We start from the raw sequence: 25,496 nt of genomic DNA on the forward strand, positions 1-25,496 counted from the left end.
AATCAGATAACTCAATAACAATCGGATGAAAAACATGCTCTCTAAACGACTGCAACCGATCGCATTTCAGGCGAGGCGAGCCTACGTCGACTTGATGTTTCAAGTCATGGGGCGCGCTTTGCAAGCCATTACCGAAGTAGACGAAACCGCTCGCGAAGAAACCCGCTTCCTCCCTGTTGGATTTCTTTTTGAGATGCAGGTCATGCCTGCCGGCCCGAAGCTGATCGTGGAACACACCGGTGATGGTCGCCTTCAGTATCTAGGTGACGAAGCGTCACGGCCAGTTGATTTGTCGATTCAATTCAAACACATGGCTCATGCATTTCTGGTGATGTCGTTTCAGGAAAAGACCGCCGTGGCGTTTGCGCACGACCGCATGTTGGTTGATGGCGACGTAAGCTTGGCGATCAAAATGACCCGTGTTCTCAATCGTTTAGAGGCGTTCATACTGCCTAAGCTGGTTGCCGAACGTGCTGTAAAAGAGTACCCGGCAACCCTCAACCTCCCGAATAAATTGCTGAATGCTGCACGCATTTATCTGAAAGTTGCCACCAACCTTGTCGAGACAGTGAGAGCATAATGACCAACAAATACTACGAGTTCTTCTGCCCGGTTAAAGTCATTGCAGGCAAAGCCGCTTTAGAGCACATCCCTTTCGAGTTGACCAGCCTCGCGGCCAAGCGTCCGATGATAATTACAGACAAAGGGGTGCGCGCTGCAGGCCTTCTGGACCCTGTGATTGCTGCCTGCGAAGACAGCGGTTTAGACATTGTTTCAATTTACGACGACGTGCCGCCAGACTCATCCACAACCGTCGTTGGCGCTATCGCCAAGGTATACCGTAAAGAAAAATGCGATTCGATCATTGCTGTTGGCGGCGGCTCAGCCATCGACACCGGCAAAGCCGTCAACATCCTCGTTTCCGAAGGCGGTGATGACATCGCTGAGTACAGTGGTGCGGGCATACTGAAAAAAGCGTTAAAACCGTTCTTTGTGGTGCCAACTACAGCGGGTACCGGCTCCGAAGTAACGTCCGTTGCGGTCATTACCGATGCGAAAAAAGGCGTAAAACTGCCCTATTCATCGCCATTTTTGCTTCCCAACGCTGCCGTTATCGACCCTCGGATGACGCTTACACTGCCTCCGCACATTACCGCCGCCACGGCCATGGACGCGCTTACTCACGCCACCGAGGCCTTTACCTGCATGGCGAAGAACCCTCTGAGCGACGCTTACGCGACCGCCGCGGTGAGAAAAGTCAGCCAGTCACTGCTGAAGGTGATGGACAAACCTAAAGACGAAGACGGCCGCTTGGAATTGGCCCAGGCCTCCACCATGGCAGGCATTGCATTTTCCAATTCCATGGTTGGTCTTGTCCACTCTCTGGGACACGCTACGGGCGCCATTTGCCACCTGCCACACGGCCTGTGCATGAGCCTGTATTTGCCTTACGTGCTGGAATTCAACCTGGAAAGTATTCGCGAACCCTTAAGCGATCTGCTCCTGCACCTTGAAGGTCCGGAGGTGTATTCTGCAACTCCAGCCGCTCGCCGAGCGGAAGCAAGCATTTCATCCATTCGCAAACTTCGTGACGAACTCTACAAACGCTGCAAACTTCCACGAACGCTGAAAGAAACCGGCAAGGTTCTTGAAAGCCAGCTGGAAGCCATCGCTAAAATGGCATTGGACGACGGTTCCATCATGTTCAACCCAAGGGAAGTCTCGCTTGAAGACGCAATGACGATTTTGAGACGCGCCTGGGTCTGACAAATCACTTTGGTACGAAATGCTGCCCGCCGACAATCGGGTAGCATTTCGCTACACAACTAAGATTTCACCCGCACTCTTAAAGAGGTATTATTCCGTTAGCATTCTAGCAACGATACGGCTGGAGGCACTTTAGTCAGATTTCGTTCTCCCAGCTGCGTGGGTGTGTTGCCATGATTCGTCGATGCTTTAAGCGCTTAGACCATTACCTTAGATTGCTCCCTTTCGCACTGTTTTGCGCAATCATATCGGCTAACGCCTCGGCCGATACGCAAGACACCGGCAAATCACTTCGCCTGAACATTTCCCCCCATGGCTACCCGCCCTACCTGATTGTCGAAGGAGAGACACCATCCGGCATTTTGTGGGACGTAATGACTACAATAGCGCCCCGTTTGGGATACGAACTGATCCCCAGAAAAATCCCACGAAAACGGGTTGATAACATGCTGCTTGATGGCTACATCGACGGCACGTTTCGAGCCATTGAATGGACCGAAAAACCAGAGAACTATCTATTCACACAAGCGGTCGTAAATGTCGAAGAAGTGTTGTTTTTCAATCGTGAATCCGCAACCGATTACTCTCACCCCTCTGACCTTTTCGGACATACCGTCGTTGCCCATTTAGGATACAAGTACCCGAGTCTTGCCCCCTATTTCGAGCAGGGAAAAATCAAACGCTTCAATGTGTCCAGCGACAAAGATCTGTTTCGTTATGTCTTGCTGGGCGATCGCTTTGATGCCGCCTTGGCTGACCGCTTGGTGGGACAGTGGATTCTTCGCAATGAAGGGCTTACTAATCAGTTTCGGTCGTCTACTGGAAATATCAGTCAGTATGGTTACCGCCTCATGCTTCGAAAGGATTGGGCGGAGTTCGCACAAGGTTTTAATCGTGAATTGGCGGCCATGCGCGAGAATGGCGAACTGGATGCCATCCTCGCGAATTACCGTTAAATCCGGAGTTACTCCAACCTGCGCAGCAGCAACATTGGGGAAACGCTCAGTACCGGCCTTAGCTGCCAGCGCCCGAACAGAGCCAGCAAAAAGGCGCTGATCAGTGGAACCGATAACACCACTTGCCAGTGCCAGCGAAATTCGCCTTCAAAAGCCCGAGCCTGCAAAGCATAAACCGCTGCTTCAGCCGCTAGCACGCCAAGCACCCCGGCAAAAAATCCCAGTAACGCAAACTCCAGCATAGTGCTTCGCACTAACAATGACTGCTGGCCTCCCAGCGTTCGCAGCAATGCGCCTTCCCGCTGCCTGTCCCGCAAAGTAGCGCTCACCACCGCAGCCATCACCACAAGCGCCGCCGCAAGAATCAAAGCCAGAATGGCTTCAATGGCTTGCGTCACCTGCTGAACGATTTCCTGAATGCGCTTGATGATGTGATCAATCTCCAGGACAGAAACCGTTGGGTACTGCCGGGAGAACTCGTTCAGCAACAGTTTGTCGTTCTCATCAAGGTGAAAACTGGTGATCCAGGTCGCCGGCATTTCAGTCATTCCGCCACCAGGTGGAAACGCCATATAGAAGTTGGGTTTCATACTGTCCCATTTCACGCTTCGAATGCTGGCAACCGGCTCCGTGATTTTTTCAGAGCCGATGGTGAACGTTAATTGATCCCCCAGCTTCAAGCCCAGTTTGCCGGCCAACTCTGCCTCTACCGAAACGCCTTCTGTGTTATCACCAGTGAACCATTCACCTTCCTGAATCTGATTATCTTCCGGAAGCTGCTCCATCCACGTGAGGTTTAACTCGCGATTCAAGGCATTGATGCGCTCGTCTTTGCTTACCGCTTCTTTAACGGGCTGACCGTTTAACTCGGTCAGCCGGCCCCGAACCATCGGGTACACGGTATCCAAATGCACACTGCGCTCGGCCCAAAAGGATTCAATAGCGGCAACATCATTCGGTGCAATATTGATCAGAAAGTGATTGGGCGTATCTTCCGGCAACTGTGCCTGCCAATCCTCCAGCAATGCAGAGCGAACCAGCACCAATGTAGCCGCCAGCATCAGTGTCATGGCAAATACCGCCATTTGCGCCATGCTGGCTTGTCGGTGTCGATACAGCCCGACAAGCGCCAAACGCCATGCATTGCCGCCCCCGCGCACACGCCGTAGCAAAGACACCATCAGCCAGCCTATGAGCGCCAACACCGTCAGCAGAAGCACCAAGCCGCCGAGCAGCGAAATGACCAAGGTTAATTCGCCCGCATACAGCCACACCAAGCCAAAAACCGCAGTAACTGCAATGACCAGGTCCGGGACCACGTCCCTCCCGGACTCGCCCGGCTGGGCTCGCAAAACCCTCATCGCAGGGACGTTTTGAAGTCGGCGAATAGGTGGGTAGGCAAATGCAAACAACGAAATCAGCGCAGTTAGCAACGCCGGTGTGAGTGCCGCGGGGTCTAAGTAGAAATCAATGGGGCGTTCCAGCACGTCGCTCAACATACGCACCAGCATCCAAAACAGGGGCAGTGCAACGGCTAGACCACCAACAATGCCCGCCACACCCCACAAGGCGAGGCGGCGCAGATATAAACGGCCAATCCCACCACCAGTGAGCCCGAGAGTTTTCAGTAGCGCGACTGTATCCCTTTGGGAAAGCGCATACTGACGGCTCGCAACCGCGACGGCCACAGCGGCTAGCAATACGGCCAAGCTGCCACCCAGCAACAAAAATCGCTCAGCGCGCTCTAGTGATCGCGAAAAGGTTTCGCCATCTCTGACCCCTTCCCATTCATGGCTAGGTTCCAGTTGTGGTTCAAGCCATTGATAGTAGTCTTCCAGCAGACGCTCTTCGCCAGCAAACAGGTAAACAAACCCCACTCGACTGCCTTCCTGAAGCACTCCGGTGGCCGCCACGTCGTCCGCGTGCATCATCACGCGAGGTGCCAATGAGGACAGCCTGAAACCGCCATCTGGCTCTCGTATCAGCAGGTTCGAGACGGTAAGTTTAAGATTCCCTACTTCCAGAGTGTCGCCAATGTCGAGCTCCAACAATTTGAGCAGCCTCGGATTGATCCAGATCTCTCCGGGTCTTGGCCCCGCATCAACGGTTATTCGCGGTGCATCTTCGTTGGGTTGAACTTCGATGTCACCACGCAGTGGATACTCATCACTAACAGCTTTCACCGACACCAACTGGAATCCGTTTTCGCCGAACACCATGGTTGAAAACTTGATCATCTGACCGGTTTCCAAACCACGGCTTTGTGCTTCTTCTATCCAGCCCGAAGGCACAGGCTTTCCGTTCTCTGCATCGAGCTGGCGATCAGCCGCCAAAAAGGAGCTTGCGGAGGATACCAGTGTGCGTTGGAGCTGGTTGGCAAACAGCGCGATGGTTGCCACCGTCGCCACAGCAATAATCAAGGCAACCAGCACCACTCGAACATCTCGCTCGCGCCAGTCTCGCCTTACGGACATGAGTTTCTTTGCGGCAGCCATCAGTCAGCTAACTCCCGAGCCGCATCAGGCTCGCTCAACACACCTGCCTCAATATGGAAGGTGCGATTACAGCGTGCGGCCAGTCGCTCATCGTGGGTCACCATCACCAAGGTGGCGCCCTGCTCCCGGTTTAGATCCATCAGCAAATCGGAAACGGACTGGCCGGTTCGGTTATCCAGATTTCCTGTGGGCTCATCGGCAAACAGGATGCTTGGCTCGGAAGCGAATGCACGAGCAATAGCCACTCGTTGCTGCTCCCCTCCGGATAACTGTCGCGGTGTATGGTTGAGGCGCTCCCCCAAACCGACGCGCTCAAGCAAATCACGAGCACGTTGATGGGGTGCTTCTATGCCGGCCAGTTCCAGAGGTAGCATAACGTTTTCTAACGCGCTCAGCGCCGGAAGTAGCTGAAAGGATTGGAAAACAAACCCCACTCGCCGGGCACGTAGTTTGGCGCGCTCGTCTTCGGTCAGACTACTGATCTCGGCCCCATCCAATTCCACGGTACCTTCACTTGGGGTGTCGAGTCCGGCGAGCAATCCTAATAGCGTGGTTTTACCGGAACCGGAACGACCAACGATGGCGACGGATTCACCCCGATTGATTTCCAGGTTAACCCCCTGCAAGATCGTCAGCGTGTCAGTTTCCAGGCTGACTGTGTGGGTCAATCCGGATACTCGCAGCATTGGGCGATGGTTATTCTTTGTCAGGTCCGTCATTTGGTTCACGATTTCTCCGTTCGCTGGCGTTTAAGGTTTAAATTTTAAGGGTACACGAATCTATGTTTCATAAGGCGTTTACGTTTGTTCGGTCGTTTTTTCTCTTCACTTTGGTTTTACTTTCGTGGCCCGCTCTGGCGAATCAATCCACGGTGCTTGTTGTTGGCGACAGTTTGAGTGCCGCTTACGGTGTTCCTTCCGAAACCGCTTGGGTGCCTCTGCTGCGTGATCGGCTGGAGCGCGAGGGCCTGTCATGGCAGGTGGTTAATGCCAGTATCAGCGGTGAAACGACCGATGGCGGTTTGCGCAGGTTGCCCCGTTTGCTTAAGCAGAATGAGCCGGATGTGGTTGTCATTGAGCTCGGCGGTAACGATGGTTTGCGCGGCTTTCCTCCGAATGTGATTGAGGCGAATCTGGCCAAGATGATTGAGCTGTCGCTGGATGCAGGTGCTACTCCGATTCTTGTAGGCATGCAGATTCCACCGAATTACGGTCAGCGTTATACGCAGATGTTTTCGGATATCTTTCCAGCGTTGTCTGACCGGTATAGCGTAGGGTTGGTTCCGTTCTTTTTGGAGGGAATTTACGATCAAGAGGGGTTGATGCAGGGGGACGGCATTCATCCGACTGAGGAGGCGCAGCCTTTGTTGCTGGAGAATGTTTGGCCCCAATTGGAGCCTTTGGTTCAGTAAATCACCCACCCTAGGCTCTCCGGCTTTGGAGAAAGCCAAGGGAGTGCGGTAGCTTTTCCTGAAACCGCTACGAGCACATCCATGTGCGCTTCTCTCAGGCCATCCTTGGCCTTCGAAATTTCAGGAAAAGCTACCGCACTCCCTTGCCCCAGACTTTGGGGGGAGCGCCAAAATGCCCGTCAATCAGACTAACTAAACAAAATTTCCAACGAAATCCAGAACCCGCCTCTCCGACCAGTAGTAACCATCTTTTGCGTGTTCGACAAATCCGACATGACCGCCCCACCGCGGCGCTTCAACTTTCACGTGTCGGCCCAATACTTTTTTTGATTCCGGGTAGCAGGCGGCAGACAGGAATGGGTCGTCAGCGGCGTTGACCATCAGTGAGGGCACCCGAATGTCGTTAAGCCGGGATAACGCCGAGCATTGGGCCCAGTAGTCTCTTGCATTTTTGAAGCCGTGTAACGGTGCGGTGTATCGGTTGTCGAATTGATGGAAATTTCGAATGTTTTTGAAGTCGCTGATGTCGATCAAGTCGGGGAAGCGTTCGGCTTTCTCCTGCATTTTTCCGTACAGGTCATTTAGAAATCTTTGCATGTAGATCCGGCGACTGGGCAGTGCCAGCATGTCGGCGCTGCCGGCGAGGTCAACGGGGACGGAATAAGTCACGGCACCGCTGATTCGGCTGTCGAGTTGTTCGCTTTGTTGCCCCAGGTACAACAAGGTGAGGTTGCCGCCCATGCTGAAGCCGGATAGGAACACATTTTTGTAGCTGTCGCGCAGCGCTCGGGTGACGACGGTGTGTAGGTCTTCTGTGGCGCCGCTGTGGTAGAACCTGGGTTGGTGGTTCATGTTGCCGCCGCATGAGCGGAAGTTCCAGGCGAGTACGTCCCAGCCTTCGGCCATGAGAGCTTTGGCTAAGCCGAGTACGTAGGGTCTTCGGCTGTGGCCTTCCAAGCCGTGTGAGATCACAGCGATCCGGTCGCTGTTTTGCCGGTACCAGTCCAGATGCAGTTCGTCGTTATCCGGGGTGGCGAGCACCTCGGTTTGGGGCGCTGGCATCTCGACGTTTCGGAACAGTGTGGGCCAGATGGACTGCACGTGCCCGTTACGTAACCACACCGGTGGGCGGTACGGATACTGGACTCGCCTGTGCAAATTTTGACCTTTTAATTCAGGGGGTTGACGAACCAAATCAAAGTCCTTAATATGCGCCGCACATTGATGCTGTTCCCCGATAGCTCAGTTGGTAGAGCAACGGACTGTTAATCCGTTTGTCGCTGGTTCGAGCCCAGCTCGGGGAGCCACTTCTTTTAAAAAGCCGCTGATTCTTTCAATCAGCGGCTTTTTTCTTTCTACGTCAAAGCATTTCTTCCCGCTGCATAAATTCTTTGAGAACCTGATACAGGGTGAAGCCATCCTGAACGCCAATCAGCTCCCGAATCGAATGCATCGCAAACTGTGGCACACCAATATCAAGAGTGGTTACGCCGAGGTTGGCGGCTGTCAGTGGACCGATGGTGCTTCCGCACCCCATGTCACTGCGTACCACGAAGGTTTGGTGAGGCAATCCAAGTTCGTCACTGATGTGTCGATACAACGCCGCTGAGCGGCTGTTGGTTGCATAACGTTGGTTGTGGTTCACTTTGATCACTGGCCCTTGATTCAGTATGGGGCCATGGTTTTCATCGTGCTTGTCTATGAAGTTCGGGTGCACGCCGTGCGCGTTGTCTGCGGAGATCATCATAGATCGGGCAATCGCCCTGCCCTTGCCAGCGCCACACCAGCGCTCCAGCACTTCTCCCAGGAACGGCCCTTGCGCGCCCTCTGCAGACACACTGCCGACTTCTTCGTGATCGTTGCACACCAGCAGTGCCGCTTCGTCACCCGAAGTGTCGAGGAGCGATTGCAGCCCGATGTAACAGCTCAACAGGTTGTCCAGGCGAGCAGAGGCCAGGAAGTCTTCCCGAAGGCCGACCAGTGCAGCATCTTGAGCATCGTAGAAGCTGAGTTCGTAACCAAGAACTTTCCTGGCTTTAAGACCGGATTCGTTGGCGATCTGCTCCTTGAGTAAGTCGCTGAACGTTTCCGTCTCAGATGCCTGCATCAATAGCGGAGGCAGGTCGGTCTGGGCGTTAACCGAGCGGTTGCTGTTGGCTTCACGGTCCAGGTGAATGGCCAAGCTCGGTATGATGGCGACAGGCTTTTTAAAGTCGATGAGGACATCCTGAACTTTTCCATGCTCATCAAGCACAGTAACCCGGCCAGCCAGCGATAGGTCCCGGTCAAACCACGGGTTCAGCAACACGCCACCGTAGACTTCAACACCCAACTGGAAATATCCCTTGCGGCGAACTTCCGGGTTCGGCTTTACTTTCAGGCACGGGCTATCAGTATGCGCGCCTACCATTCGGATGCCCGAGTTTTCAGCGCCTTTCTTCCCGGTGCGAAACGCGATGATGGACGAGCCGTTACGAATCGCGTAATAGCTTTTACCCTGCTCAAGCGCCCATTCATCCCGCTCATCGAGCCGTTCAAAGCCGGACGCCTCAAGGCGTTCTTTCATTGTATTCACCGCATGCCAAGGCGTGGGCGATGCGTTTAAAAACTGCAGCAAGTCATTATTAAATTCAGTGTGTTCCATGATCTTCCTGATTGCATGATAATGGCGGCTACAGTATGGCACGAAGCCGCTACCTCGCCTACAGGCTGGCGGTTTGTCCCTATTAGTAATCCAACGATTTAACCCGGAGTTCCCTGTGTCGATACCCCGTTTTCTGGACATCGAATACTGCCAAACCGACGATGCACTTTTCCCGACAGCCATTGCCTGGTCTTTGGAAGACGGGCAAATGAAGTCCGTGGTCATCGCTCCCGATGAAGCCTGGGTTCCCGATGGTGCAGATTTGGGCGATATCGATCTGTTCTACCTCGAGGAACAGGGTGTTCCCATTCTTGAGCTTGTTCGCGAGCTTCACGAAGACCTGCCCGGCCAAACGGTTTACGTTGACGGCATAGATCCGGATGAGACTCTGATAGATCTTATTTTCGAAGCGGTGAAGCAAGAAGCACCGTTCGAAATTGCGCCTATCGCCGAACTGGTAACCGATCTGGATGCCGGCACTCTGGAAGATCGCCGGCGGGAGCTGATGTTTGAAGAAGGCCTGGAACCGCAGCTGCCCGAAAACGGGGTATACGCTTTGTTGCTGATTGCTCGTGAGTCAGGGTTACTAGATGACCTGTTCATCTAAGCGTTAGAGACGAGGAAGTGTGACAGGTGTCTGCGTAACAAGGTGTTACACAAGGCAGAATCTGGCGTCAGCACCGTTACTGACAGGAAGCCAGATAATAATGAACAAGGTCGCAACCCGTTTCCTCACCACAAGCATGATGTCCTTGTGCCTGTTACCTGTGGCAACGCAAGCTCAGGAAACGCCCCGCTCAGACAAACACTACGTCGGCCTGCTGGCAACCACCATTGAGCATCGGTCTATTGGGAGGTTTTCCAAAGAAGATGCCTGGAGCCAAGCAGGCACTCTGGTGATTGGCGGTCATTTGAACGACCTCATTCACGCCGAAGTCCGTATGGGCGGCGGCTATAAAGATGCTGAAATCAACAGTGATTTCACCCTCGCCATCGATTATTACGGCAGCTGGTATATGGGGCTGCACTACCCGGTTGGTGAGCTCGGTAACGTGTACGCTCAGGCTGGTTTTACCCACATCAGTGGTGAGGCCACGCTTGATAATCCCGACGAGCGTCGTAACCGGGAGTTTCAGGAGTTTGGCGAGGACTATCCGAGCAGCAGCTTCAGTTTCAGCTGGATAGCGGGTATCGATTTCGAGTTAATCGACAGTATGTATCTGGTGCTGGAAGGCGGGAAGTTGTTCGAAGATACCGATACCAGCGCGAATGCCTTTCAGTTTTCTTCAGGAATTCGTTACGAGTTTTAACGGCACTCCTGATTCGGTGCAGGTCAAGCGGGGCTGGAATCCTTTTTCTGGAACCGCTACGAGCACATCCATGTGCGCTTCTCTCAGGCCATCCTTGGCCTTCGACATTCCAGAAAAAGGATTCCAGCCCCACTCGCCCCAGACTTAGGTTTCAGGGAAGAGGCCCTCGCCTGCCTCTTCCCCCTCAAATTCAGACCTTATGCTGAATATGCCAGCACTGGTGAATCTTCTGGTTCCGCTGAAAATCCTTATCCAAGGTGCTCGCAGTCACCTCTTTCACATCGAACTCCGCAGCCAAGTCCTCGTCCAGCTTAAACTTGCGGAAATTGTTAGAGAAGATCAGCAAACCGTCAGTGGACAGGCGTTCCATGCACTGACGAACCATCACACCATGGTCCCGCTGAACGTCCAACACACCCGCCATACGGGCTGAGTTGGAGAAGGTTGGCGGGTCCATGAAGATCAGGTCGAAGGTTTGATTCGCCGTTCGCTTGTCCGCCAGCCATGCCAAGCAGTCAGCCTGCTCAACCAAGTGCTTACGTGGGTCTGCGCCATTGAGGGAAAGATTATCCATAGCCCAGTTGACGTAAGTTTTGGACATGTCCAGGCTCAACGAACGACTGGCACCGCCGACCGCCGCATGTACCGTTGCTGCGCCGGTGTAACAGAACAGGTTCAAGAACCGCTTACCTTGGGCATTCTGCTGAATCCAGTGGCGCACGGGGCGATGATCCAGAAACAAGCCGGTATCGAGGTAGTCCTTCAGGTTAACTTTCAGCGTACAGCCATGCTCTTGTACCTTGAGGTATTCGCCGGTCGCCGCTTGCTTCTCGTATTGCTTGGTACCGCTTTGCCGCTGGCGCTGCTTGCAGACCATGTCTTTAGGGTCGATATCCAGCACGTCCGGAATGATGGCCAAGGCTTCCGCTAAACGTTCGCGAGCGGCCCTTTCGTCGATGGATTTCGGAGCCAGATATTCCTGAACGTGCACCCTGCCCTCATAGATATCGATCGCCAATGCGTATTCCGGCATATCGGCATCGTATAGGCGGTAGCAGCCAATGTTTTGCTTTCTGGCCCATTGCCCTATGGATTTCACGTTTTTCTTCAAACGGTTCCGAAGCATCTCCGCCCGTTCAGCGTTCACAATACGCGGGACCACTTGACCGGCGGCGGCCGGGTCTCTGGGAGTCATCGCGTTTTCAGGACGTACTTCGAACAACAGCAATTGCGCCGGCAGTTTGCCGTTGAACAGGTTGTATTGCTTGAAGCTTCGAAGTCCGACGGATTTGCCAAACTCAGGTGCGCCAGTAAACACACCTAAACGCCAGCCGGCCAGCTCGCGAAGCGAAACCTCGCCGATACTCTGGTAGAGCGACGCGAGGACGTTTCGTTCGCTCAACCGCTCACCGTATGGAGGGTTCGTCAAAACCAGACCCTGATCCGCCCAGCTGTCTTGGCGGGCAAATTCGGCCAATGCACGCTCTTCTACAGTAACGATACCTTCAAGCCCTGCACGCTGGATGTTTCTTTGTGCGGTATCCAGCACTCGGCGGTCCTGATCGAACCCTGCAAACACGGGCACTCTGCCCTGCTTACCCTCGTGTGCCCGGCGCTCGGCTTCCTGGCGAATACTCATCCACAGCTCGGGTTGGTGGCCGGGCCACTTTTCAAATCCGAAGCGCTCCTGTCTTCGGCCCGGCGCAATGTCCAGAGCCATCAGCGCCGCTTCGATCAATAGCGTGCCAGAACCACACATGGGATCGACAAAATCCCCACCCGCGGCGGCAATACCCGGCCAGCCGGCTCGCAATAGAACAGCGGCGGCCAGGTTTTCTTTCAAGGGTGCCAAGCCCTGCTCTGTGCGATAGCCGCGCATGTGAAGACTGTGGCCACTGAGATCAAGACCAACGGCCAAACGGCCACGGTTCAGCCGTGCAGAGATGGTCACATCCGGATCTTTCTGGGCGACCGCTGGCCTCGGCGCGCCGGCGCCGCGAATGCTGTCTACGATGCCATCTTTGACTTTCTGAGCACCAAACTGAGTGTTTCTAAGGGCTTCATTTTGCCCGAGGAAATTAACCCGAAAACTGCCACCCGCCCGAATATGAGCCTGCCAATCCAATTTTACGATGCCATCGTAAAGCTCTTCGGCACTACGAGCATCCACTTCATCGATATGCAGGATCACACGGTTCGCTAATCGGGACCACATGCAGGCTCGATATCCGGCTTCCATTTCACCTTCAACCCAAACACCCGCCGGTGCATTGCGCACTAACGAGAGGCCAAAAGTCTCCAACTCATCACCCAGGAGATACTCTACGCCCTTAGGGCAGGTTACAAAAAAGACATACTTGGACAAAATCAACTCCTGGTTTTCTAGATAAAGCTGGTAAGCCGCTGGATTCGCAGCGAAAGCCAAAATGGCCTGTCATCATTAGTTCATAAAACTATAAGAAATCGTTCATATAGACGAAATCGTTAGTGTACTTCTCATCAAGGTTCGTCTTACCTTGTACTTGACGCGTCGTTCTGGAAGCAACAATTAAAGCTTCCATTAACAGGATCCTGACTGCTCTGACCGGAGCTGGCAATAGTGGGTTGTCCCGGATGGGCTCCACAAGCCATGGTCATCGCAGATGTGTACACGCTTGTTCTGTTAATCCATAGTGAGGAACGGCATGAAAAGACAGAAAAGAGACGTTTACGCTCGTGCATTCAAGCGGGGATACCTCGCTGGCGTGTCCGGAAAATCCAAAGACAGCTGCCCAATAGATCAACCAGATGCGCGCCAGGAATGGTTGAACGGGTGGCGAGAAGGCCGCACAGATAACTGGGAGGGCATGACCGGCGTTTCCGGCATCCACAAGTTAGCCAACGTAACTGCAACATAATCGCGGTGTTGGCCTATCTCAGTTAGTTTGATTTGTTTTTAAAATAACCTTAACACGACAATTTGACGCAGTATTCCGAGCAACCGAAACGGGGCCACCCGCCCCGTACCATGCGAAGAAGCGCCACGGGGTTCATTCCCCGCAAAGGGCCCGCTAAGCGGGCCCTACCATTTTATGCCTTCCGCTCTTTTCGAACGGCCTCTACCGCCTCACCAATCAGCTTCGGCCCTTTATAAATAAAGCCGGTGTATATTTGCACCAATTTAGCGCCTGCCCGAATTTTTTCTGCTGCGCTCTCTGCATCCGTAATGCCACCAACACCAATAATCGGTATGCGATCACCTAGCTCAGCATACAATCCGGCGATAACCCGCACTGACGACTCGCGCACGGGCGCCCCGCTCAAACCACCAGCCTCCTGCGCGTGCTGGTGCCCCTTAACGGCTTCTCGGCTGATGGTCGTATTCGTCGCAATCACACCGTCCAACCCGGCCTCAAGCAGCGCTGAAGCGACAAACCGGACACCCTCATTATCCATGTCCGGCGCAATCTTGACCGCTATCGGCACGTAACGCCCTTGCACTTGGTGGCAGCGTGTCTGTTCGTCTTTAATTGCATGGAGTAACTGCTTCAACGAGTCACCAAACTGGAGATCCCTCAGGCCCGGCGTGTTTGGCGACGAAACATTCACAGTGATGTAATCGGCATAGCTATAAACCGCCGCAATGCCTTTGCGATAATCAGACTCGGATTCCTCGTTCGGCGTGTCTTTGTTCTTGCCAACGTTAATACCAAGAATTCCCTTATAACGCCGATTCTCGACGTTGCCGATCAAATGCTCGAGCCCTTCGTTGTTGAAGCCCATTCGGTTAATGATGGCTTCATGCTCCGGCAATCGGAACATTCTCGGCTTCGGGTTGCCAGGCTGAGCCAAAGGCGTGACCGTCCCCACTTCGATAAAGCCGAAACCTAGTGCACCCAGCGCGTCCAAATGATCTGCATTTTTGTCCAATCCCGCAGCAAGGCCCACCGGATTCGGAAACTCCAAACCCATAACGTTTACGGGGCAAGGATCAGGGTGTCGCGTGAACACATTAAGCATGCCCACTTTTTGAGCAACATCGAGTCCCTTTAATGCCACGTGGTGTGCCTGCTCTGGCGGTAATCGGAATAACAAATTTCTAAGAACGGGGTACATCAGAAAACTCCTTGCAAGAGGTGGCGGGAGTATACCGGAAGTTTTCCACACCATCTTCCTGAACCGACAAATGTCGCCAAAAGCCGCATGCTGTCGAGGCTTCCGAAGCTTTTCCACGGAATCTGTGGATAACTCTGTTAATAAGCGCGGGGCAAACGTTTCCAAGCCTTGATAACTGCGCCAGCCTACAGATTGATCATTTTTTAACCAGCATTTTAGTCTTTAATTTTCAACAACTTACAAAGACTGAAATAAGAATTGACGATAACCGTAACGCAATGGTAGCTAGCAATTAATATTTCATAATGTGCATAAACCCGTCGATCATTCTTGATTTTGCAAGCCCTTTTTTAAGTTTTTGAGGCTATACTGGCGCCACAGCAATACAATGGAGCCTGCTTGAATGGAAAACCTATCGAAAAGCCCCGCGAATCTCGAGCGAGATCTCGATGCCGAAAAAAACGCAGCCTCCAAAGTCACCATCATCGGGATGCTGCTCGATGCTTTTCTTGGCCTGGTTAAAGTCGTTGCCGGCACCCTCTTCCATTCCCACGCACTGGTTGTAGACGGCATTCACTCGTTTACCGATGTTGCCTCCGACTGGGTTGTCCTGGCAGTGATGCGTTTATCCCGGAAAGGTCCGGATGACGACCACCCTTATGGTCATCAACGCATTGAAACCCTGGGAACCCTGTTGCTCGGGAGCATTCTTATCGCTGTAGGTGCGGCCTTGGCCTGGGAAAACACTCTGCGCCTGTTTGAAGGCGATGAGCTTTTCATCCCCGAGTGGCCCGTCCTCGTTGCTGCAACCATTTCGGTCTTGAGTAAAGAATGGATTTTCCGTTATACCCGGCACGTGGGTCTCAAAATCCGTTCCGATCTTATTGTCGCAAACGCTTGGCACAGTCGCACGGACGCGTTTTCGTCCGTCGTCGTTCTACTTTCAACCATTGGCGCAATGCTTGGCGTGGTTTGGCTCGACACGGTGGCTGCGGTGGCCGTTGCCATCATCATCGTACACGTCGGATGGAAATTCACTTGGGATAGCGTTAAAGAACTGATCGATACCGGATTGTCTCAGGAAGATACAGAAAAGCTCCGAGCCATCGCCCTTTCAACGCCAGGTGTTCGAAACGTACATGAACTGCGAAGCCGTCGCATGGGGCAAGACATTTTTCTGGATGTTGATCTTGTCGTGAGGCCGGAGATCAGTGTTTCAGAAGGCCACCAGATAGGTCTGAAAGTTGTCGCCGGAATGCGCGAAGCCCTCGAGAACATCCAGGACATTACCTTTCATATTGATGCTGAAAACGATGAGGACATTCCATCGCTCAATGCGCCGGGACTACCGTCTCGTGAAGAAATCCATACGGAGATCAGTGAAACACTGGGTGAACTGCCGCCTCAAAGCCGGCTGGGCCTGCACTATCTCAAAAAGCGCGTGCATCTCGAGATTTTCCTGGACGAGGACTACCCTGCCCCGGAGATCACCAGCCAACGCGTTCGCGAAGCATTGGCCAACCCACCTTGGCTGGGCAGTGTCCGGATCTGGGTTGCCGCCTGATCCGGAATACACAGCTACCTTCGACGATTGGCTTCCATGCGGGAAAGGAACTCCTGCATAACCAAGGTATAAAGCTCTCCCCCCAGAAATTTATCCTCAACACCTGAGTCGATACTGGGGTTATCGTTCACCTCGATCACCGCAACCCGATTACCCGCTTGCTTGATATCGACACCGTAGAGGCCATTACCAATCAGGCGTGTGGCATTAAGTGCTGCCTGAATCACGTTTCTAGGCACCTCATAGGTCGGCATGGTTTCAAAACCACCGCTTTCGACCGATGCGCCGCCATGCTGATAAATCTGCCAGTGCCCTTTTACCATCATGTATTTGCACGCATAAATCGCACGGCCACCCAGAACGCCTATCCGCCAATCGTACTCCGTGTAAAAGTACTCCTGAGCGAGCACCAGAGCAGACTGTTTGAAAAGGTCTTTCAAACCAGCTCTTAATTCTGTTTCATCCTTGGCTTTGGCTACTCCAAGTGAAAACGCACCGTCTGGTATCTTTATAACGACAGGAAAGCCTAACTCGTTAACAACCTGCTCAACCGCATCCTTCTGATCTTTGGAAAGAATCAGCGTCTTTGGTGTCGGCACCTTGTTGTTTTTCAGCAGGTCGGCCAGAAACACCTTGTTGGTGCAACGCAAAATAGACACCGGGTCATCGATCACCACCATACCTTCCGCCTCAGCCTTACGAGCGAAACGGTAAGTGTGGTGATCAATCGCCGTGGTTTCCCGAATAAACAAACCATCGTATTCCGGCAACCGCATGTAGTCCCGGCGAGTGATTCGCTCAACGTTGATACCCAGCTTACGCCCCGCACGCTCGAATCTCTTTAACGCCGCCTCATCACTCGGCGGCATTTCCTCATCCGGATTAACCAGCATGGCAAGATCAAATCTATAGCGACGGCGCGTTTTGGGTTTGCGCCATACCATACTGCTAAAGCGGTCGAAGGCTTCGGCAAACAGATCCTGCTCACGTTCATTCAAGTCTGCCGGACACGCCGGCTTCATAGATTCGATTTGCCACTGTTTCCGATGGCGGAAAACCACCTCGAGGATCGGGCAAGGAAAGCGCTCAAACAGGGCCCGTGCCACCGGTTTCAAGTCAGCATGTTCAGCTTGACCAAAATAAGTGCGAATCCGGACCTCATGAGTAGCAGCCCGTTCGTCTGTGGACGGATCGATCTCATGAGCCTCATTTTCCAGCCACTGAATAACGCTCGAGTCCAAGTCCTCCAGCTCAAGAGAAAACAAGCCCTTACGACTGAGGTCATTCAGCGTCATCACCGAAGGCACGACATGGTGGCCTCGTGCTTCCGCTAACAACGAGCAATAGTAGCCCCGGCTCAGGTATTTGGCGCTCTGGCAAAGATTAATAACCCGCACCCGGCTGTTAGCGGGAGCCGTAAATTTGAGGTACTGATCAAAGGTGAGTACGTCTTCGCTAGGGTAATACGGCGCCCAATCTTTCGCGCGATCCACAACGATTAACAAACGGGACATAACAGGCATTCCTCCCTGAAGGTTCAGCCGGGTAATTAGCGCAACAATACGCCGCTGCAGGGCGCGCCACAATCAACCATTGATGAGTGCTTTTACGCATGCTTGCGCGCTACCGGAAGGCCCCTGTCTCTACCATAATAGCTGCAGAGGACATGCACGCCAGCTTCCTCGACCTTTTCATGCTCCGGGATTCAATCACTATGCACGATGTACTGCTACGACAAGCTGTCGCTGACGACCTTAAAGGCCTCGTCGAGCTTGAAAACCGGTGCTTTACCGAAGACCGCATTTCCCGCCGGAGCTTTCGCCGTTTTCTGGAAGTCCCCAGAGACAGGCTGATCGTTGCTGTGCGGGGCGAGGAGCTGGTGGGCTACTGCTTGGTTCTCATGAGTGCCGCGACTCGCTTGGCCAGAATCTACTCCATTGCGGTCTCCCCGACAGTGCGCGGCAAAGGTGTGGGCGAAAAACTGGTTAAAGAAGCGGAGAAAGAAGCCGCTGATGCCGACCGCATCATTATGCGACTCGAAGTCCGGGAAGATAACAGCGGTGCCATTAATCTGTACCGGCGTTTGGGCTATCGCCAATTCGGCACCTACCGCGATTACTACGAAGACCAAGGCACTGCGTTGCGGTTTGAGCGGCGGATCCTGTATTACGAACCTTCGCGGGAGTTTCTGCCGGTGCCCTATTACCCGCAGACCACCGAATTTACCTGTGGCCCGTCAGCCTTGATTATGGCCCTATCCGCGCTGGATGAACGGCAACCACTGACCACACTTGAAGAGCTGAAAATTTGGCGTGAAGCCACCACGATTTTCATGCTTGCGGGTCATGGAGGGTGTGGCCCTCATGGCCTTGCACTTTCGGCCTGGAACCGTGGCTTTGAAGCCAGTGCCTGGATCAGTCAAGAAGGCGCTCTTTTCAAAGATACCGTGCGTAATGACGACAAAAAGCGGGTGTTGGAACTGGTACACGAAGGTTTTTTACATGACATCGGCCAAACCGGGATTCAAATTCACCACGACCCGCTGACTCTGGAAGCCATGGAGACAGCACTTCACAATGGCCAAATCCCGGTCATTCTGATCAGTACGTGGCAACTGAACCGAAGCCGGGTGCCGCACTGGGTGACTGTGTGCGCTATCGATGACGATTTCGTATACCTGCACGATCCGGAGATCGATGCCGAGGAAGGCGAAACCGTGGCCGACAAGCAATATCTGCCCATCGACAAGCGGGTGTTCAGTAAAATGTCGAGCTATGGCCGCAATCAACCACTGCAAGCAGCGGTGATTGTCGGCCCACGGCGACCATGATCAGCCGTTGCGGATTGCGGCTTCCTTAAGCTCTGAAATCCGATCCCGCAAGCGCGCAGCGGCTTCAAAGTCCAGATCGGCCGCTGCTTTGTACATCTCGTCTTCCAGCCCGGCCACTTCTTTAAGCAAATCCTGCGGAGACCGCTTGCTTGCCGCAACGAGGTAGTCTTCCGACTCCTCCGCGGCTTTCTGGCCCGGTCGTTCCGCTTTGCGGCGACCACGACCTCCGCCCGGCGCACCTTCCATGATGTCTGCGATTTTTTTGTTCAGACCGGTCGGTGTGATGCCATGCTCTTCGTTATGAGCCTGCTGCTTAGCTCGGCGGCGCTCGGTTTCATCCAGAGCTCGCTGCATGGAGCCGGTTATCCGGTCGCCGTATAGAATCGCTTTACCGTTTACGTTACGAGCAGCTCGCCCGATGGTCTGAATCAGCGACCGCTCGCTGCGCAGGAACCCTTCTTTGTCGGCATCCAGAATGGCCACCAAAGAAACCTCTGGCATATCCAAGCCTTCCCGCAACAGGTTAATACCAACCAGCACATCGAACTCGCCGCGGCGCAGATCCCGGATAATTTCCACCCGCTCAACCGTATCGATGTCCGAGTGCAGGTAACGCACCCGGATATCGTGCTCCATCAAGAAATCGGTCAAATCCTCTGCCATGCGCTTGGTCAACGTAGTCACAAGCACACGCTCTTTCACTTCGACGCGCGCGTGAATCTCGGAAAGCAGGTCATCCACTTGCGTGGACGCAGGGCGCACCTCAATCTCCGGGTCCAACAGCCCGGTCGGGCGAACCACCTGCTCTACAACCTGCCCCGCATGTTCGGCTTCGTAATTACCCGGCGTTGCCGAAACAAAAATCATCTGTGGCGCGATTCGCTCCCACTCTTCAAAGCGCATGGGGCGGTTGTCGAGCGCGGAGGGCAGCCGGAAGCCATACTCCACCAAGGTTTCCTTCCGCGAGCGGTCGCCTTTGTACATGGCACCAATCTGCGAAATCGTCACGTGGGACTCATCCACCACCAACAACGCATTAGGTGGCAGGTAGTCGAATAAGGTCGGAGGCGGTGCGCCCGGGTCTCGGCCCGACAGATACCGTGAATAGTTTTCAATGCCGTTGCAGTACCCAAGCTCCAACATCATCTCGATGTCATAGCGGGTCCGCTCTTCCAACCGCTGCGCCTCCACTAAACGATGGTTATCGCGCAACTGCTTCAGCCGTTCATCCAGCTCCACTTTGATGTTCTCAACCGCATCCAGCACTTTCTGGCGCGGGGTGACATAGTGCGATTTCGGGTAGATGGTTACCCGAGGCACACGGCGCAGGACTTCACCGGTCAGGGGGTCAAAATAGCTGAGCTGCTCCACCTCATCGTCGAACAGCTCAATACGAATGGCCTCACGCTCGGATTCGGCTGGAAACACGTCAATCACATCGCCCCGAACCCGATAGTTGGCCCGGTGGAATTCCACATCGTTGCGGGTGTACTGAAGCTCAGCCAAACGACGCAAGATATCCCGCTGCTCCACCGGATCACCACGATCCAGATGCAGCATCATCTTCATGTAGGACTGCGGATCACCCAAGCCGTAGATCGACGACACAGAGGCCACGATAATCGCATCCGGTCGTTCTAAAAGCGCCTTGGTTGCCGACAAACGCATCTGTTCAATGTGTTCGTTGATGGAAGCATCTTTTTCGATAAACGTATCGGAAGACGGCACATAAGCTTCCGGCTGGTAGTAGTCGTAGTAAGAAACAAAATACTCCACCGCGTTGTCCGGAAAGAACTCTTTGAATTCACCGTACAACTGAGCCGCCAAGGTCTTGTTGTGCGCCATAACAATCGTTGGCCGCTGAACCTCTTGGATCACGTTTGCGATGGTAAATGTCTTACCGGAACCGGTCACGCCCAGCAGAGTCTGATGCGCCAAACCTGAGTGTATACCGTCTACCAGCCCGGCAATTGCTGCGGGTTGGTCCCCAGCCGGCTGATAGGCAGACTCAACACGAAAGGCACCCTCTTTGGTAGCACTAGGTGATTTACTGGCCATAACAGGCAAAGAACCTCCAATCATCAGTAGCAACCATCACGGCTACTACTTACAAGAAATTTAGCGATACCGCTGCTTCATGATACCATCAGCCCGATCGACGGCCGTGTAAAATTCAGCCGGGAAGTATACCCCCGGAGCTATCACGCCGGTCGCAGCCCATAAGACGCAGCTTTAAGGAGCTCAAGTTTGGACCTTCAACTTTCCAGCCGTGTACAGGCCATCAAGCCTTCCCCGACCCTCGCAGTGACCAACAAAGCAGCTGAACTTCGCGCTGCCGGCCAAGACATTATTGGCTTAGGTGCTGGCGAACCGGACTTCGATACCCCAGAGCACATCAAACAGGCCGCTATTGAAGCCATTACCAACGGTCAAACCAAGTACACAGCCGTTGATGGTACGCCTGCTCTGAAAAAAGCGATCATTGCGAAGTTCAAACGTGACAACGGCCTGGAATACGAAGCCAATCAGATTTTGGTATCCAGTGGCGGCAAGCAAAGCTTTTTCAACCTGGCTCTGGCCACCCTGAACCCGGGCGATGAAGCCATTATCCCCGCTCCATACTGGGTATCTTACCCGGACATGGTTCTGGTTGCAGAAGGCAAGCCGGTAATCATTGAGACAAGCGTGGATACCCGCTTCAAGATCACTCCGGAACAACTGGAAAATGCGATTACTGATTGCACCCGTCTGTTCGTGATCAACAGCCCGTCCAACCCGAGCGGCATGGCCTACTCGATGGAAGAGCTGAAGGCGATTGGCGAAGTGCTGAAGAAGCACCCGAACATCATGATCGCCACTGACGACATGTACGAGCCGATTCTTTGGACCGGCAAGCCTTTCTGCAACATCGTGAACGCGTGCCCAGAGCTTTATGAGCGCACCTTCGTACTGAACGGCGTTTCAAAGGCCTACTCCATGACGGGCTGGCGCATTGGTTATGCTGCGGGCCCGGCGAAGATCATCGGCGCGATGAAGAAAATCCAGTCCCAGAGCACCTCAAACCCCTGTTCGATCTCTCAGGCGGCCGCTACCGCCGCGCTTGACGGCGATCAGGCGTGCGTAGGCGAAATGGTTAAGTCGTTCAAGCAGCGCCACGACTGGCTGGTTGACGCTTTGAATAAGTTGCCGGGTGTTGAGTGCCCTTACGGCGACGGCACCTTCTACGTGTTCCCAAGCTTCCAAGGCGCAATTGATGCAACGGATGGCGTAAGCACGGACGTTGAGTTTGCCGAGAAGCTGCTGAGCGAAGCGGGCGTTGCGCTGGTTCCGGGTTCTGCGTTCGGTAGCCCGGGGCACATGCGCTTGAGCTTTGCGACCAGCATGGACAACCTCGAGAAGGCGGTTGAGCGTTTGGAAAAAGCTCTTGGCTAATTTTTTTAGTTAAGGGGTTGACGAGGCGGTATGGCCACACTAATATACGCGCCTCGTCACATGACGATGTTCCCCGATAGCTCAGTTGGTAGAGCAACGGACTGTTAATCCGTTTGTCGCTGGTTCGAGCCCAGCTCGGGGAGCCATTATTTCGAAAGCCCGCTAGTTCTATGAATTAGCGGGCTTTTTTGTGGCTGCTTGTTTTACCTGAGACTTCGGGAGATTGCAGCCCTAGCCTGCCTGCTTGGATGCCATGGATGGCCGGAGAGAAGCACACATGGATGTGCTTGTAGCGGTTTTCGGGAGCGGCCTCCATCCTTGGCGCCACCCCCGCAACAAAAGGCTAGGGCCGGAAGCGAAACGTCCGCCGCAAGTTAAACCCCTTGAACCTCAGCATGAATAGCCTCCAACGCCGCCAGAGGATCAGCAGCCTTGGTAATAGGACGACCAATGACCAGGTAGTCAGAACCCGCTTTAAGGGCATCCGTGGGGGTCATGATACGCTGCTGATCGCCCTTTTCAGCGGTCAGCGGGCGAATGCCTGGGGTAATGAGCTGGAAGCCAGCACCCTGCTCGGCTTTCAGGCGCGGAGCCTCCTGCGCAGAGCATACGACACCATCCAGACCACAGTTCTTGGTTAAGGTGGCCAAACGAGAGACATGCAGCTCTGGCGAATCGGTGATACCGATACCTGCCAAATCATCTCCTGACATACTGGTCAGAACCGTAACCGCAATCAGCAACGGCTTATCGGCACCAAATTGTTCCAAACGCTCACGGCAGGCGACCATCATCTTTTCACCACCAGAAGCATGAACGTTTACCATCCACACACCAAGATCCGCAGCAGCAGCAACTGCCGAGGACGTTGTGTTCGGAATGTCGTGGAATTTTAGATCCAGAAACACATCAAAGCCCCTACCCTGCAGCGCTTTAACCAACTGCGGGCCGGAGCGGGTAAACAGTTCTTTACCCACCTTAAGACGACACTTTGCAGGGTCCAGCTGATCGACAAGCGCCAGAGCCGGGTCCTGAGAGGGAAAGTCTAAAGCAACAATAATTTTAGGGTCGTTTGGGTTTTGCACGTTCGATTTTCCCAGTCAGTAAATTAAAACGTTATTCAGCTTCTACACCTTGAATCGGCCGTACAGTTTCCCATTGCTTACAGCTTGGGCACAGCCAGTGCAATTGCTGGCCATCAAAGCCGCAATTCACACAACGATAGATTGGGCGATTGGCGAGAATCAGATGACCGATACGGCTTACCAAGCGCCCTTCATCGGTCGTCATGCCTTTCTCATAACCGGCCAACTCAACAAGCCGCAACAAGCCACGTACTGAAGGCCTAACCTCCAATTCCTGCCGCAACAGATCAATCGCCGCAGGGCGGCTGGAGGAGCACTCCACCGATTCTACCAGCGCAAGCAGCAAACTGGTGCTCGGGTGTTGCTCATAGAGCTTTTTCAGCTTTTTAAATAAGCGCCCTACGTCACCGTGATCGCGCTCAAGCTGCATGAGCCGATCGACGGCTTCGGGGCCGAATTCGGGATTTTGCTCGAACACCTTCAGACCTTGCTTACCAGCTTCCCGGAAATTTCCTTGGCGAACATGAAGCTTCATCAGCAGCAAAGTCGCCCGCACACAGGACGGGTCGTACTCCAAAGCCTCCCGAAACAATTTCTTTGCGGTCCAGCGATCGTCCTCTTTGAGCGCCAAATCCGCAAGCTCGCAGGTAATATAAGCAAGAGTCTTAAACACGGCAGGATCGGAGTCCGTCCGTGTGAGCGTTTTCGCCACTTGGCCGGCCTTTTCCCACTCTTTCTCTTGTTGGTACAACTCGATAAGCTGGCTCGCGGCCCGGCGACCATACTCCCGGTCACCCATCAACTCCTGAAAAAGCGCCTCGGCCCTATCCAGCAGACCTGCACCCAGATAATCCATTGCCAATTCAAGCGTCACCCGAGGTGTGTAACGAGCGGGCAATTCCGGACGCGCCAGTAGGTTTTGATGGATCAGGGTGGCACGATCAGTCTCTCCCTTGTTACGGAAGTGGCTGCCAATCGACAAATGAAGGCTGACCGTGTCCTTGTTAACCGGCAATGACTGCACAAAGTTTTCTACGGCTTGGTCAGAATAGTTGGTAAAGAGGAATTGAAGGCGATCTTTAACAGAATCTACGTCGGATATGGTTTTACGTGAACGCCGATAGGAGCTCCCATAACGCCCCACTAGCCAGCCAACAGCAACCGCAACCGTTAGAAGCAGCCAGTTAAACACTAGTTCCATTAAAGTGCCTGGTCGTTATCAGCCCTGGACTTCTCTAGCGCTTGCTCTGCTCGCTCAAGCCGCTTTTTAAGGTTCCGCCGGGATACCGACGAGCGGAACGACCCGATCAACATAAGCAGAACGCCTACCAATGCTCCCAGCACAAACGACATGATAATCCAGACCGCAACACCATGTGGCTGAGTTTCAAACAATAGGAAATTAAGGGATACCGCCATCTGATTGTTTAACGAGAACACCAGAGCAACGACTATCAGAATAATAACCAAAACAATTAAGAGAATCTTCTGCAGTGCTGCCATCTCGTATACGCTCCAGACGGGTAAATTGCTAATTTAGTGGTGACCGAAAACTCACTGAAGCAGGATTAAAATCCCTTTTTCAGGCTATCGTTAACCTGTTCTCGAAGCTCTTTCCCGGGCTTAAAGTGCGGCACGTACTTCGCTGGCAACTGCACAGCTTCGCCAGTTTTTGGGTTTCGACCAACACGCGCTTCCCGGTGATGCAAAGAAAAGCTACCAAATCCTCTAATCTCAATACGCTGACCATCTGCCAATGCCTGAGACATGTGCTCAATAATGGTCTTAACAGCCAACTCGACATCCTTTACCGAGAGCTGTGTCTGCTTTGATGCTACCAGTTCAACCAGTTCGGACTTCGTCATGAGGCACTTTCCTCTGTCATTATTATTCCGCACGTAAATGCT

Annotated in this window: 22 protein-coding genes and 2 tRNA genes; 12 read left to right on the plus strand and 12 right to left on the minus strand. The window is 53.6% G+C overall.

Annotation, left to right across the window (positions count from 1 at the left end):
- The first annotated feature begins 34 nt into the window (after positions 1–34).
- The 3 genes from DOQ08_RS14140 to DOQ08_RS14150 all read left to right on the plus strand — a co-directional run bounded on the left by DOQ08_RS14140 (position 35) and on the right by DOQ08_RS14150 (position 2,723).
- Entirely contained in the window at positions 35–580 is a 546-nt protein-coding gene (locus DOQ08_RS14140; protein ID WP_114335640.1) for a hypothetical protein, read from the plus strand.
- Positions 580–1,767 carry an iron-containing alcohol dehydrogenase gene (locus DOQ08_RS14145; RefSeq protein ID WP_114335641.1) on the plus strand — a complete coding sequence of 396 codons (1,188 nt, stop codon included), beginning with the start codon at positions 580–582 and terminating at the stop codon, positions 1,765–1,767. Before DOQ08_RS14140 ends, DOQ08_RS14145 begins: the two co-directional genes overlap by 1 nt.
- A 173-nt stretch (positions 1,768–1,940) precedes the next feature.
- Positions 1,941–2,723 (plus strand): substrate-binding periplasmic protein, encoded by a 783-nt coding sequence (locus DOQ08_RS14150; RefSeq protein ID WP_114335642.1) that lies wholly within the window; start codon positions 1,941–1,943, stop codon positions 2,721–2,723.
- An 8-nt stretch (positions 2,724–2,731) separates the two neighbouring features.
- Here DOQ08_RS14150 and DOQ08_RS14155 read toward each other — a convergent pair whose 3' ends face one another.
- The gene (locus DOQ08_RS14155; protein WP_114335643.1) at positions 2,732–5,218 is read right to left on the minus strand and encodes an ABC transporter permease; all 2,487 of its coding nucleotides are present in this window, start codon (positions 5,216–5,218) and stop codon (positions 2,732–2,734) included.
- The gene (locus DOQ08_RS14160; protein WP_114335644.1) at positions 5,218–5,937 is read right to left on the minus strand and encodes an ABC transporter ATP-binding protein; all 720 of its coding nucleotides are present in this window, start codon (positions 5,935–5,937) and stop codon (positions 5,218–5,220) included. Before DOQ08_RS14160 ends, DOQ08_RS14155 begins: the two co-directional genes overlap by 1 nt.
- A 62-nt stretch (positions 5,938–5,999) precedes the next feature.
- Between DOQ08_RS14160 and DOQ08_RS14165 the strand changes: the two genes are divergently transcribed.
- Complete coding sequence (locus DOQ08_RS14165) at positions 6,000–6,629, plus strand: arylesterase (protein ID WP_114335645.1); 630 nt, start codon at positions 6,000–6,002, stop codon at positions 6,627–6,629.
- A gap of 192 nt (positions 6,630–6,821) precedes the next feature.
- Here DOQ08_RS14165 and DOQ08_RS14170 read toward each other — a convergent pair whose 3' ends face one another.
- On the minus strand, positions 6,822–7,730 hold the full coding sequence (locus DOQ08_RS14170; protein WP_227537696.1) for a YheT family hydrolase: 909 nt from the start codon (positions 7,728–7,730) through the stop codon (positions 6,822–6,824).
- Positions 7,731–7,860: 130 nt separating this feature from the next.
- Between DOQ08_RS14170 and DOQ08_RS14175 the strand changes: the two genes are divergently transcribed.
- Positions 7,861–7,936 (plus strand) — tRNA-Asn (locus tag DOQ08_RS14175).
- 53 nt (positions 7,937–7,989) lie between these two features.
- Here the strand turns inward: DOQ08_RS14175 and DOQ08_RS14180 are convergent.
- On the minus strand, positions 7,990–9,273 hold the full coding sequence (locus DOQ08_RS14180) for a M18 family aminopeptidase (RefSeq protein ID WP_114335646.1): 1,284 nt from the start codon (positions 9,271–9,273) through the stop codon (positions 7,990–7,992).
- Positions 9,274–9,388: 115 nt separating this feature from the next.
- Here DOQ08_RS14180 and DOQ08_RS14185 point away from each other — a divergent pair, with 115 nt between their 5' ends.
- On the plus strand, positions 9,389–9,880 hold the full coding sequence (locus DOQ08_RS14185; protein ID WP_114335647.1) for a hypothetical protein: 492 nt from the start codon (positions 9,389–9,391) through the stop codon (positions 9,878–9,880).
- Positions 9,881–9,980: 100 nt separating this feature from the next.
- Positions 9,981–10,583: an outer membrane beta-barrel protein gene (locus tag DOQ08_RS14190; RefSeq protein ID WP_114335648.1), complete on the plus strand. Its 603-nt coding sequence runs from the start codon at positions 9,981–9,983 to the stop codon at positions 10,581–10,583.
- A 190-nt stretch (positions 10,584–10,773) separates the two neighbouring features.
- On the opposite strand, the gene rlmKL is transcribed toward DOQ08_RS14190, so the two are convergent.
- Complete coding sequence (gene rlmKL, locus DOQ08_RS14195) at positions 10,774–12,948, minus strand: bifunctional 23S rRNA (guanine(2069)-N(7))-methyltransferase RlmK/23S rRNA (guanine(2445)-N(2))-methyltransferase RlmL (protein ID WP_114335649.1); 2,175 nt, start codon at positions 12,946–12,948, stop codon at positions 10,774–10,776.
- Positions 12,949–13,267: 319 nt separating this feature from the next.
- Here rlmKL and rmf point away from each other — a divergent pair, with 319 nt between their 5' ends.
- The gene (gene rmf, locus DOQ08_RS14200) at positions 13,268–13,480 is read left to right on the plus strand and encodes a ribosome modulation factor (protein ID WP_114335650.1); all 213 of its coding nucleotides are present in this window, start codon (positions 13,268–13,270) and stop codon (positions 13,478–13,480) included.
- 172 nt (positions 13,481–13,652) lie between these two features.
- On the opposite strand, the gene DOQ08_RS14205 is transcribed toward rmf, so the two are convergent.
- Positions 13,653–14,678 carry a quinone-dependent dihydroorotate dehydrogenase gene (locus tag DOQ08_RS14205; RefSeq protein WP_114335651.1) on the minus strand — a complete coding sequence of 342 codons (1,026 nt, stop codon included), beginning with the start codon at positions 14,676–14,678 and terminating at the stop codon, positions 13,653–13,655.
- Positions 14,679–15,081: 403 nt separating this feature from the next.
- Between DOQ08_RS14205 and DOQ08_RS14210 the strand changes: the two genes are divergently transcribed.
- Positions 15,082–16,242 (plus strand): cation diffusion facilitator family transporter, encoded by a 1,161-nt coding sequence (locus DOQ08_RS14210; RefSeq protein WP_114335652.1) that lies wholly within the window; start codon positions 15,082–15,084, stop codon positions 16,240–16,242.
- A gap of 14 nt (positions 16,243–16,256) precedes the next feature.
- Here DOQ08_RS14210 and DOQ08_RS14215 read toward each other — a convergent pair whose 3' ends face one another.
- Positions 16,257–17,756, minus strand: coding sequence for a RimK family protein (locus DOQ08_RS14215; RefSeq protein WP_114335653.1), 1,500 nt, complete (start codon positions 17,754–17,756; stop codon positions 16,257–16,259).
- Positions 17,757–17,956: 200 nt separating this feature from the next.
- On the opposite strand from DOQ08_RS14215, the gene rimI reads away from it, so the two are divergent.
- The gene (gene rimI / locus DOQ08_RS14220) at positions 17,957–19,072 is read left to right on the plus strand and encodes a ribosomal protein S18-alanine N-acetyltransferase (RefSeq protein WP_114335759.1); all 1,116 of its coding nucleotides are present in this window, start codon (positions 17,957–17,959) and stop codon (positions 19,070–19,072) included.
- Here the strand turns inward: rimI and uvrB are convergent, their stop codons facing one another.
- Positions 19,073–21,130, minus strand: coding sequence for an excinuclease ABC subunit UvrB (uvrB, locus tag DOQ08_RS14225; protein WP_114335760.1), 2,058 nt, complete (start codon positions 21,128–21,130; stop codon positions 19,073–19,075). It lies immediately after the preceding gene.
- Between the two features lie 189 nt (positions 21,131–21,319).
- On the opposite strand from uvrB, the gene DOQ08_RS14230 reads away from it, so the two are divergent.
- Positions 21,320–22,504, plus strand: coding sequence for a pyridoxal phosphate-dependent aminotransferase (locus DOQ08_RS14230; protein ID WP_114335654.1), 1,185 nt, complete (start codon positions 21,320–21,322; stop codon positions 22,502–22,504).
- A gap of 70 nt (positions 22,505–22,574) precedes the next feature.
- Positions 22,575–22,650, plus strand: a tRNA-Asn gene (locus DOQ08_RS14235).
- 228 nt (positions 22,651–22,878) lie between these two features.
- Here DOQ08_RS14235 and pyrF read toward each other — a convergent pair.
- The 4 genes from pyrF to DOQ08_RS14255 form a co-directional block, all read right to left on the minus strand.
- Entirely contained in the window at positions 22,879–23,589 is a 711-nt protein-coding gene (gene pyrF, locus DOQ08_RS14240) for an orotidine-5'-phosphate decarboxylase (protein ID WP_114335655.1), read from the minus strand.
- 31 nt (positions 23,590–23,620) lie between these two features.
- The gene (lapB, locus tag DOQ08_RS14245) at positions 23,621–24,790 is read right to left on the minus strand and encodes a lipopolysaccharide assembly protein LapB (RefSeq protein ID WP_114335656.1); all 1,170 of its coding nucleotides are present in this window, start codon (positions 24,788–24,790) and stop codon (positions 23,621–23,623) included.
- Positions 24,790–25,092, minus strand: a complete 303-nt coding sequence (locus tag DOQ08_RS14250) for a LapA family protein (protein ID WP_114335657.1) — start codon at positions 25,090–25,092, stop codon at positions 24,790–24,792. Before DOQ08_RS14250 ends, lapB begins: the two co-directional genes overlap by 1 nt.
- A gap of 65 nt (positions 25,093–25,157) precedes the next feature.
- Positions 25,158–25,454, minus strand: coding sequence for an integration host factor subunit beta (locus DOQ08_RS14255; RefSeq protein WP_114335658.1), 297 nt, complete (start codon positions 25,452–25,454; stop codon positions 25,158–25,160).
- Positions 25,455–25,496: the final 42 nt, after the last annotated feature.

It is taken from the genome of Marinobacter litoralis, from assembly GCF_003336705.1.
In the GTDB taxonomy this organism is placed as follows: Bacteria; Pseudomonadota; Gammaproteobacteria; order Pseudomonadales; family Oleiphilaceae; genus Marinobacter; species Marinobacter litoralis.

What these genes read in the sequence shown, in the direction of transcription:
- DOQ08_RS14145 (WP_114335641.1), top strand. Translation starts at nt 580, where the DNA reads ATGACCAACAAATACTACGAGTTCTTCTGCCCGGTTAAAGTCATTGCA.
- DOQ08_RS14150 (WP_114335642.1), top strand. Translation starts at nt 1,941, where the DNA reads ATGATTCGTCGATGCTTTAAGCGCTTAGACCATTACCTTAGATTGCTC.
- DOQ08_RS14180 (WP_114335646.1), bottom strand. Translation starts at nt 9,273, where the DNA reads ATGGAACACACTGAATTTAATAATGACTTGCTGCAGTTTTTAAACGCA.
- DOQ08_RS14140 (WP_114335640.1), top strand. Translation starts at nt 35, where the DNA reads ATGCTCTCTAAACGACTGCAACCGATCGCATTTCAGGCGAGGCGAGCC.
- DOQ08_RS14165 (WP_114335645.1), top strand. Translation starts at nt 6,000, where the DNA reads ATGTTTCATAAGGCGTTTACGTTTGTTCGGTCGTTTTTTCTCTTCACT.
- rimI (WP_114335759.1), top strand. Translation starts at nt 17,957, where the DNA reads ATGCACGATGTACTGCTACGACAAGCTGTCGCTGACGACCTTAAAGGC.
- uvrB (WP_114335760.1), bottom strand. Translation starts at nt 21,130, where the DNA reads ATGGCCAGTAAATCACCTAGTGCTACCAAAGAGGGTGCCTTTCGTGTT.
- DOQ08_RS14155 (WP_114335643.1), bottom strand. Translation starts at nt 5,218, where the DNA reads ATGGCTGCCGCAAAGAAACTCATGTCCGTAAGGCGAGACTGGCGCGAG.
- DOQ08_RS14210 (WP_114335652.1), top strand. Translation starts at nt 15,082, where the DNA reads ATGGAAAACCTATCGAAAAGCCCCGCGAATCTCGAGCGAGATCTCGAT.
- rmf (WP_114335650.1), top strand. Translation starts at nt 13,268, where the DNA reads ATGAAAAGACAGAAAAGAGACGTTTACGCTCGTGCATTCAAGCGGGGA.
- DOQ08_RS14255 (WP_114335658.1), bottom strand. Translation starts at nt 25,454, where the DNA reads ATGACGAAGTCCGAACTGGTTGAACTGGTAGCATCAAAGCAGACACAG.
- lapB (WP_114335656.1), bottom strand. Translation starts at nt 24,790, where the DNA reads ATGGAACTAGTGTTTAACTGGCTGCTTCTAACGGTTGCGGTTGCTGTT.
- DOQ08_RS14215 (WP_114335653.1), bottom strand. Translation starts at nt 17,756, where the DNA reads ATGTCCCGTTTGTTAATCGTTGTGGATCGCGCGAAAGATTGGGCGCCG.
- DOQ08_RS14160 (WP_114335644.1), bottom strand. Translation starts at nt 5,937, where the DNA reads ATGACGGACCTGACAAAGAATAACCATCGCCCAATGCTGCGAGTATCC.
- DOQ08_RS14250 (WP_114335657.1), bottom strand. Translation starts at nt 25,092, where the DNA reads ATGGCAGCACTGCAGAAGATTCTCTTAATTGTTTTGGTTATTATTCTG.
- DOQ08_RS14190 (WP_114335648.1), top strand. Translation starts at nt 9,981, where the DNA reads ATGAACAAGGTCGCAACCCGTTTCCTCACCACAAGCATGATGTCCTTG.
- DOQ08_RS14205 (WP_114335651.1), bottom strand. Translation starts at nt 14,678, where the DNA reads ATGTACCCCGTTCTTAGAAATTTGTTATTCCGATTACCGCCAGAGCAG.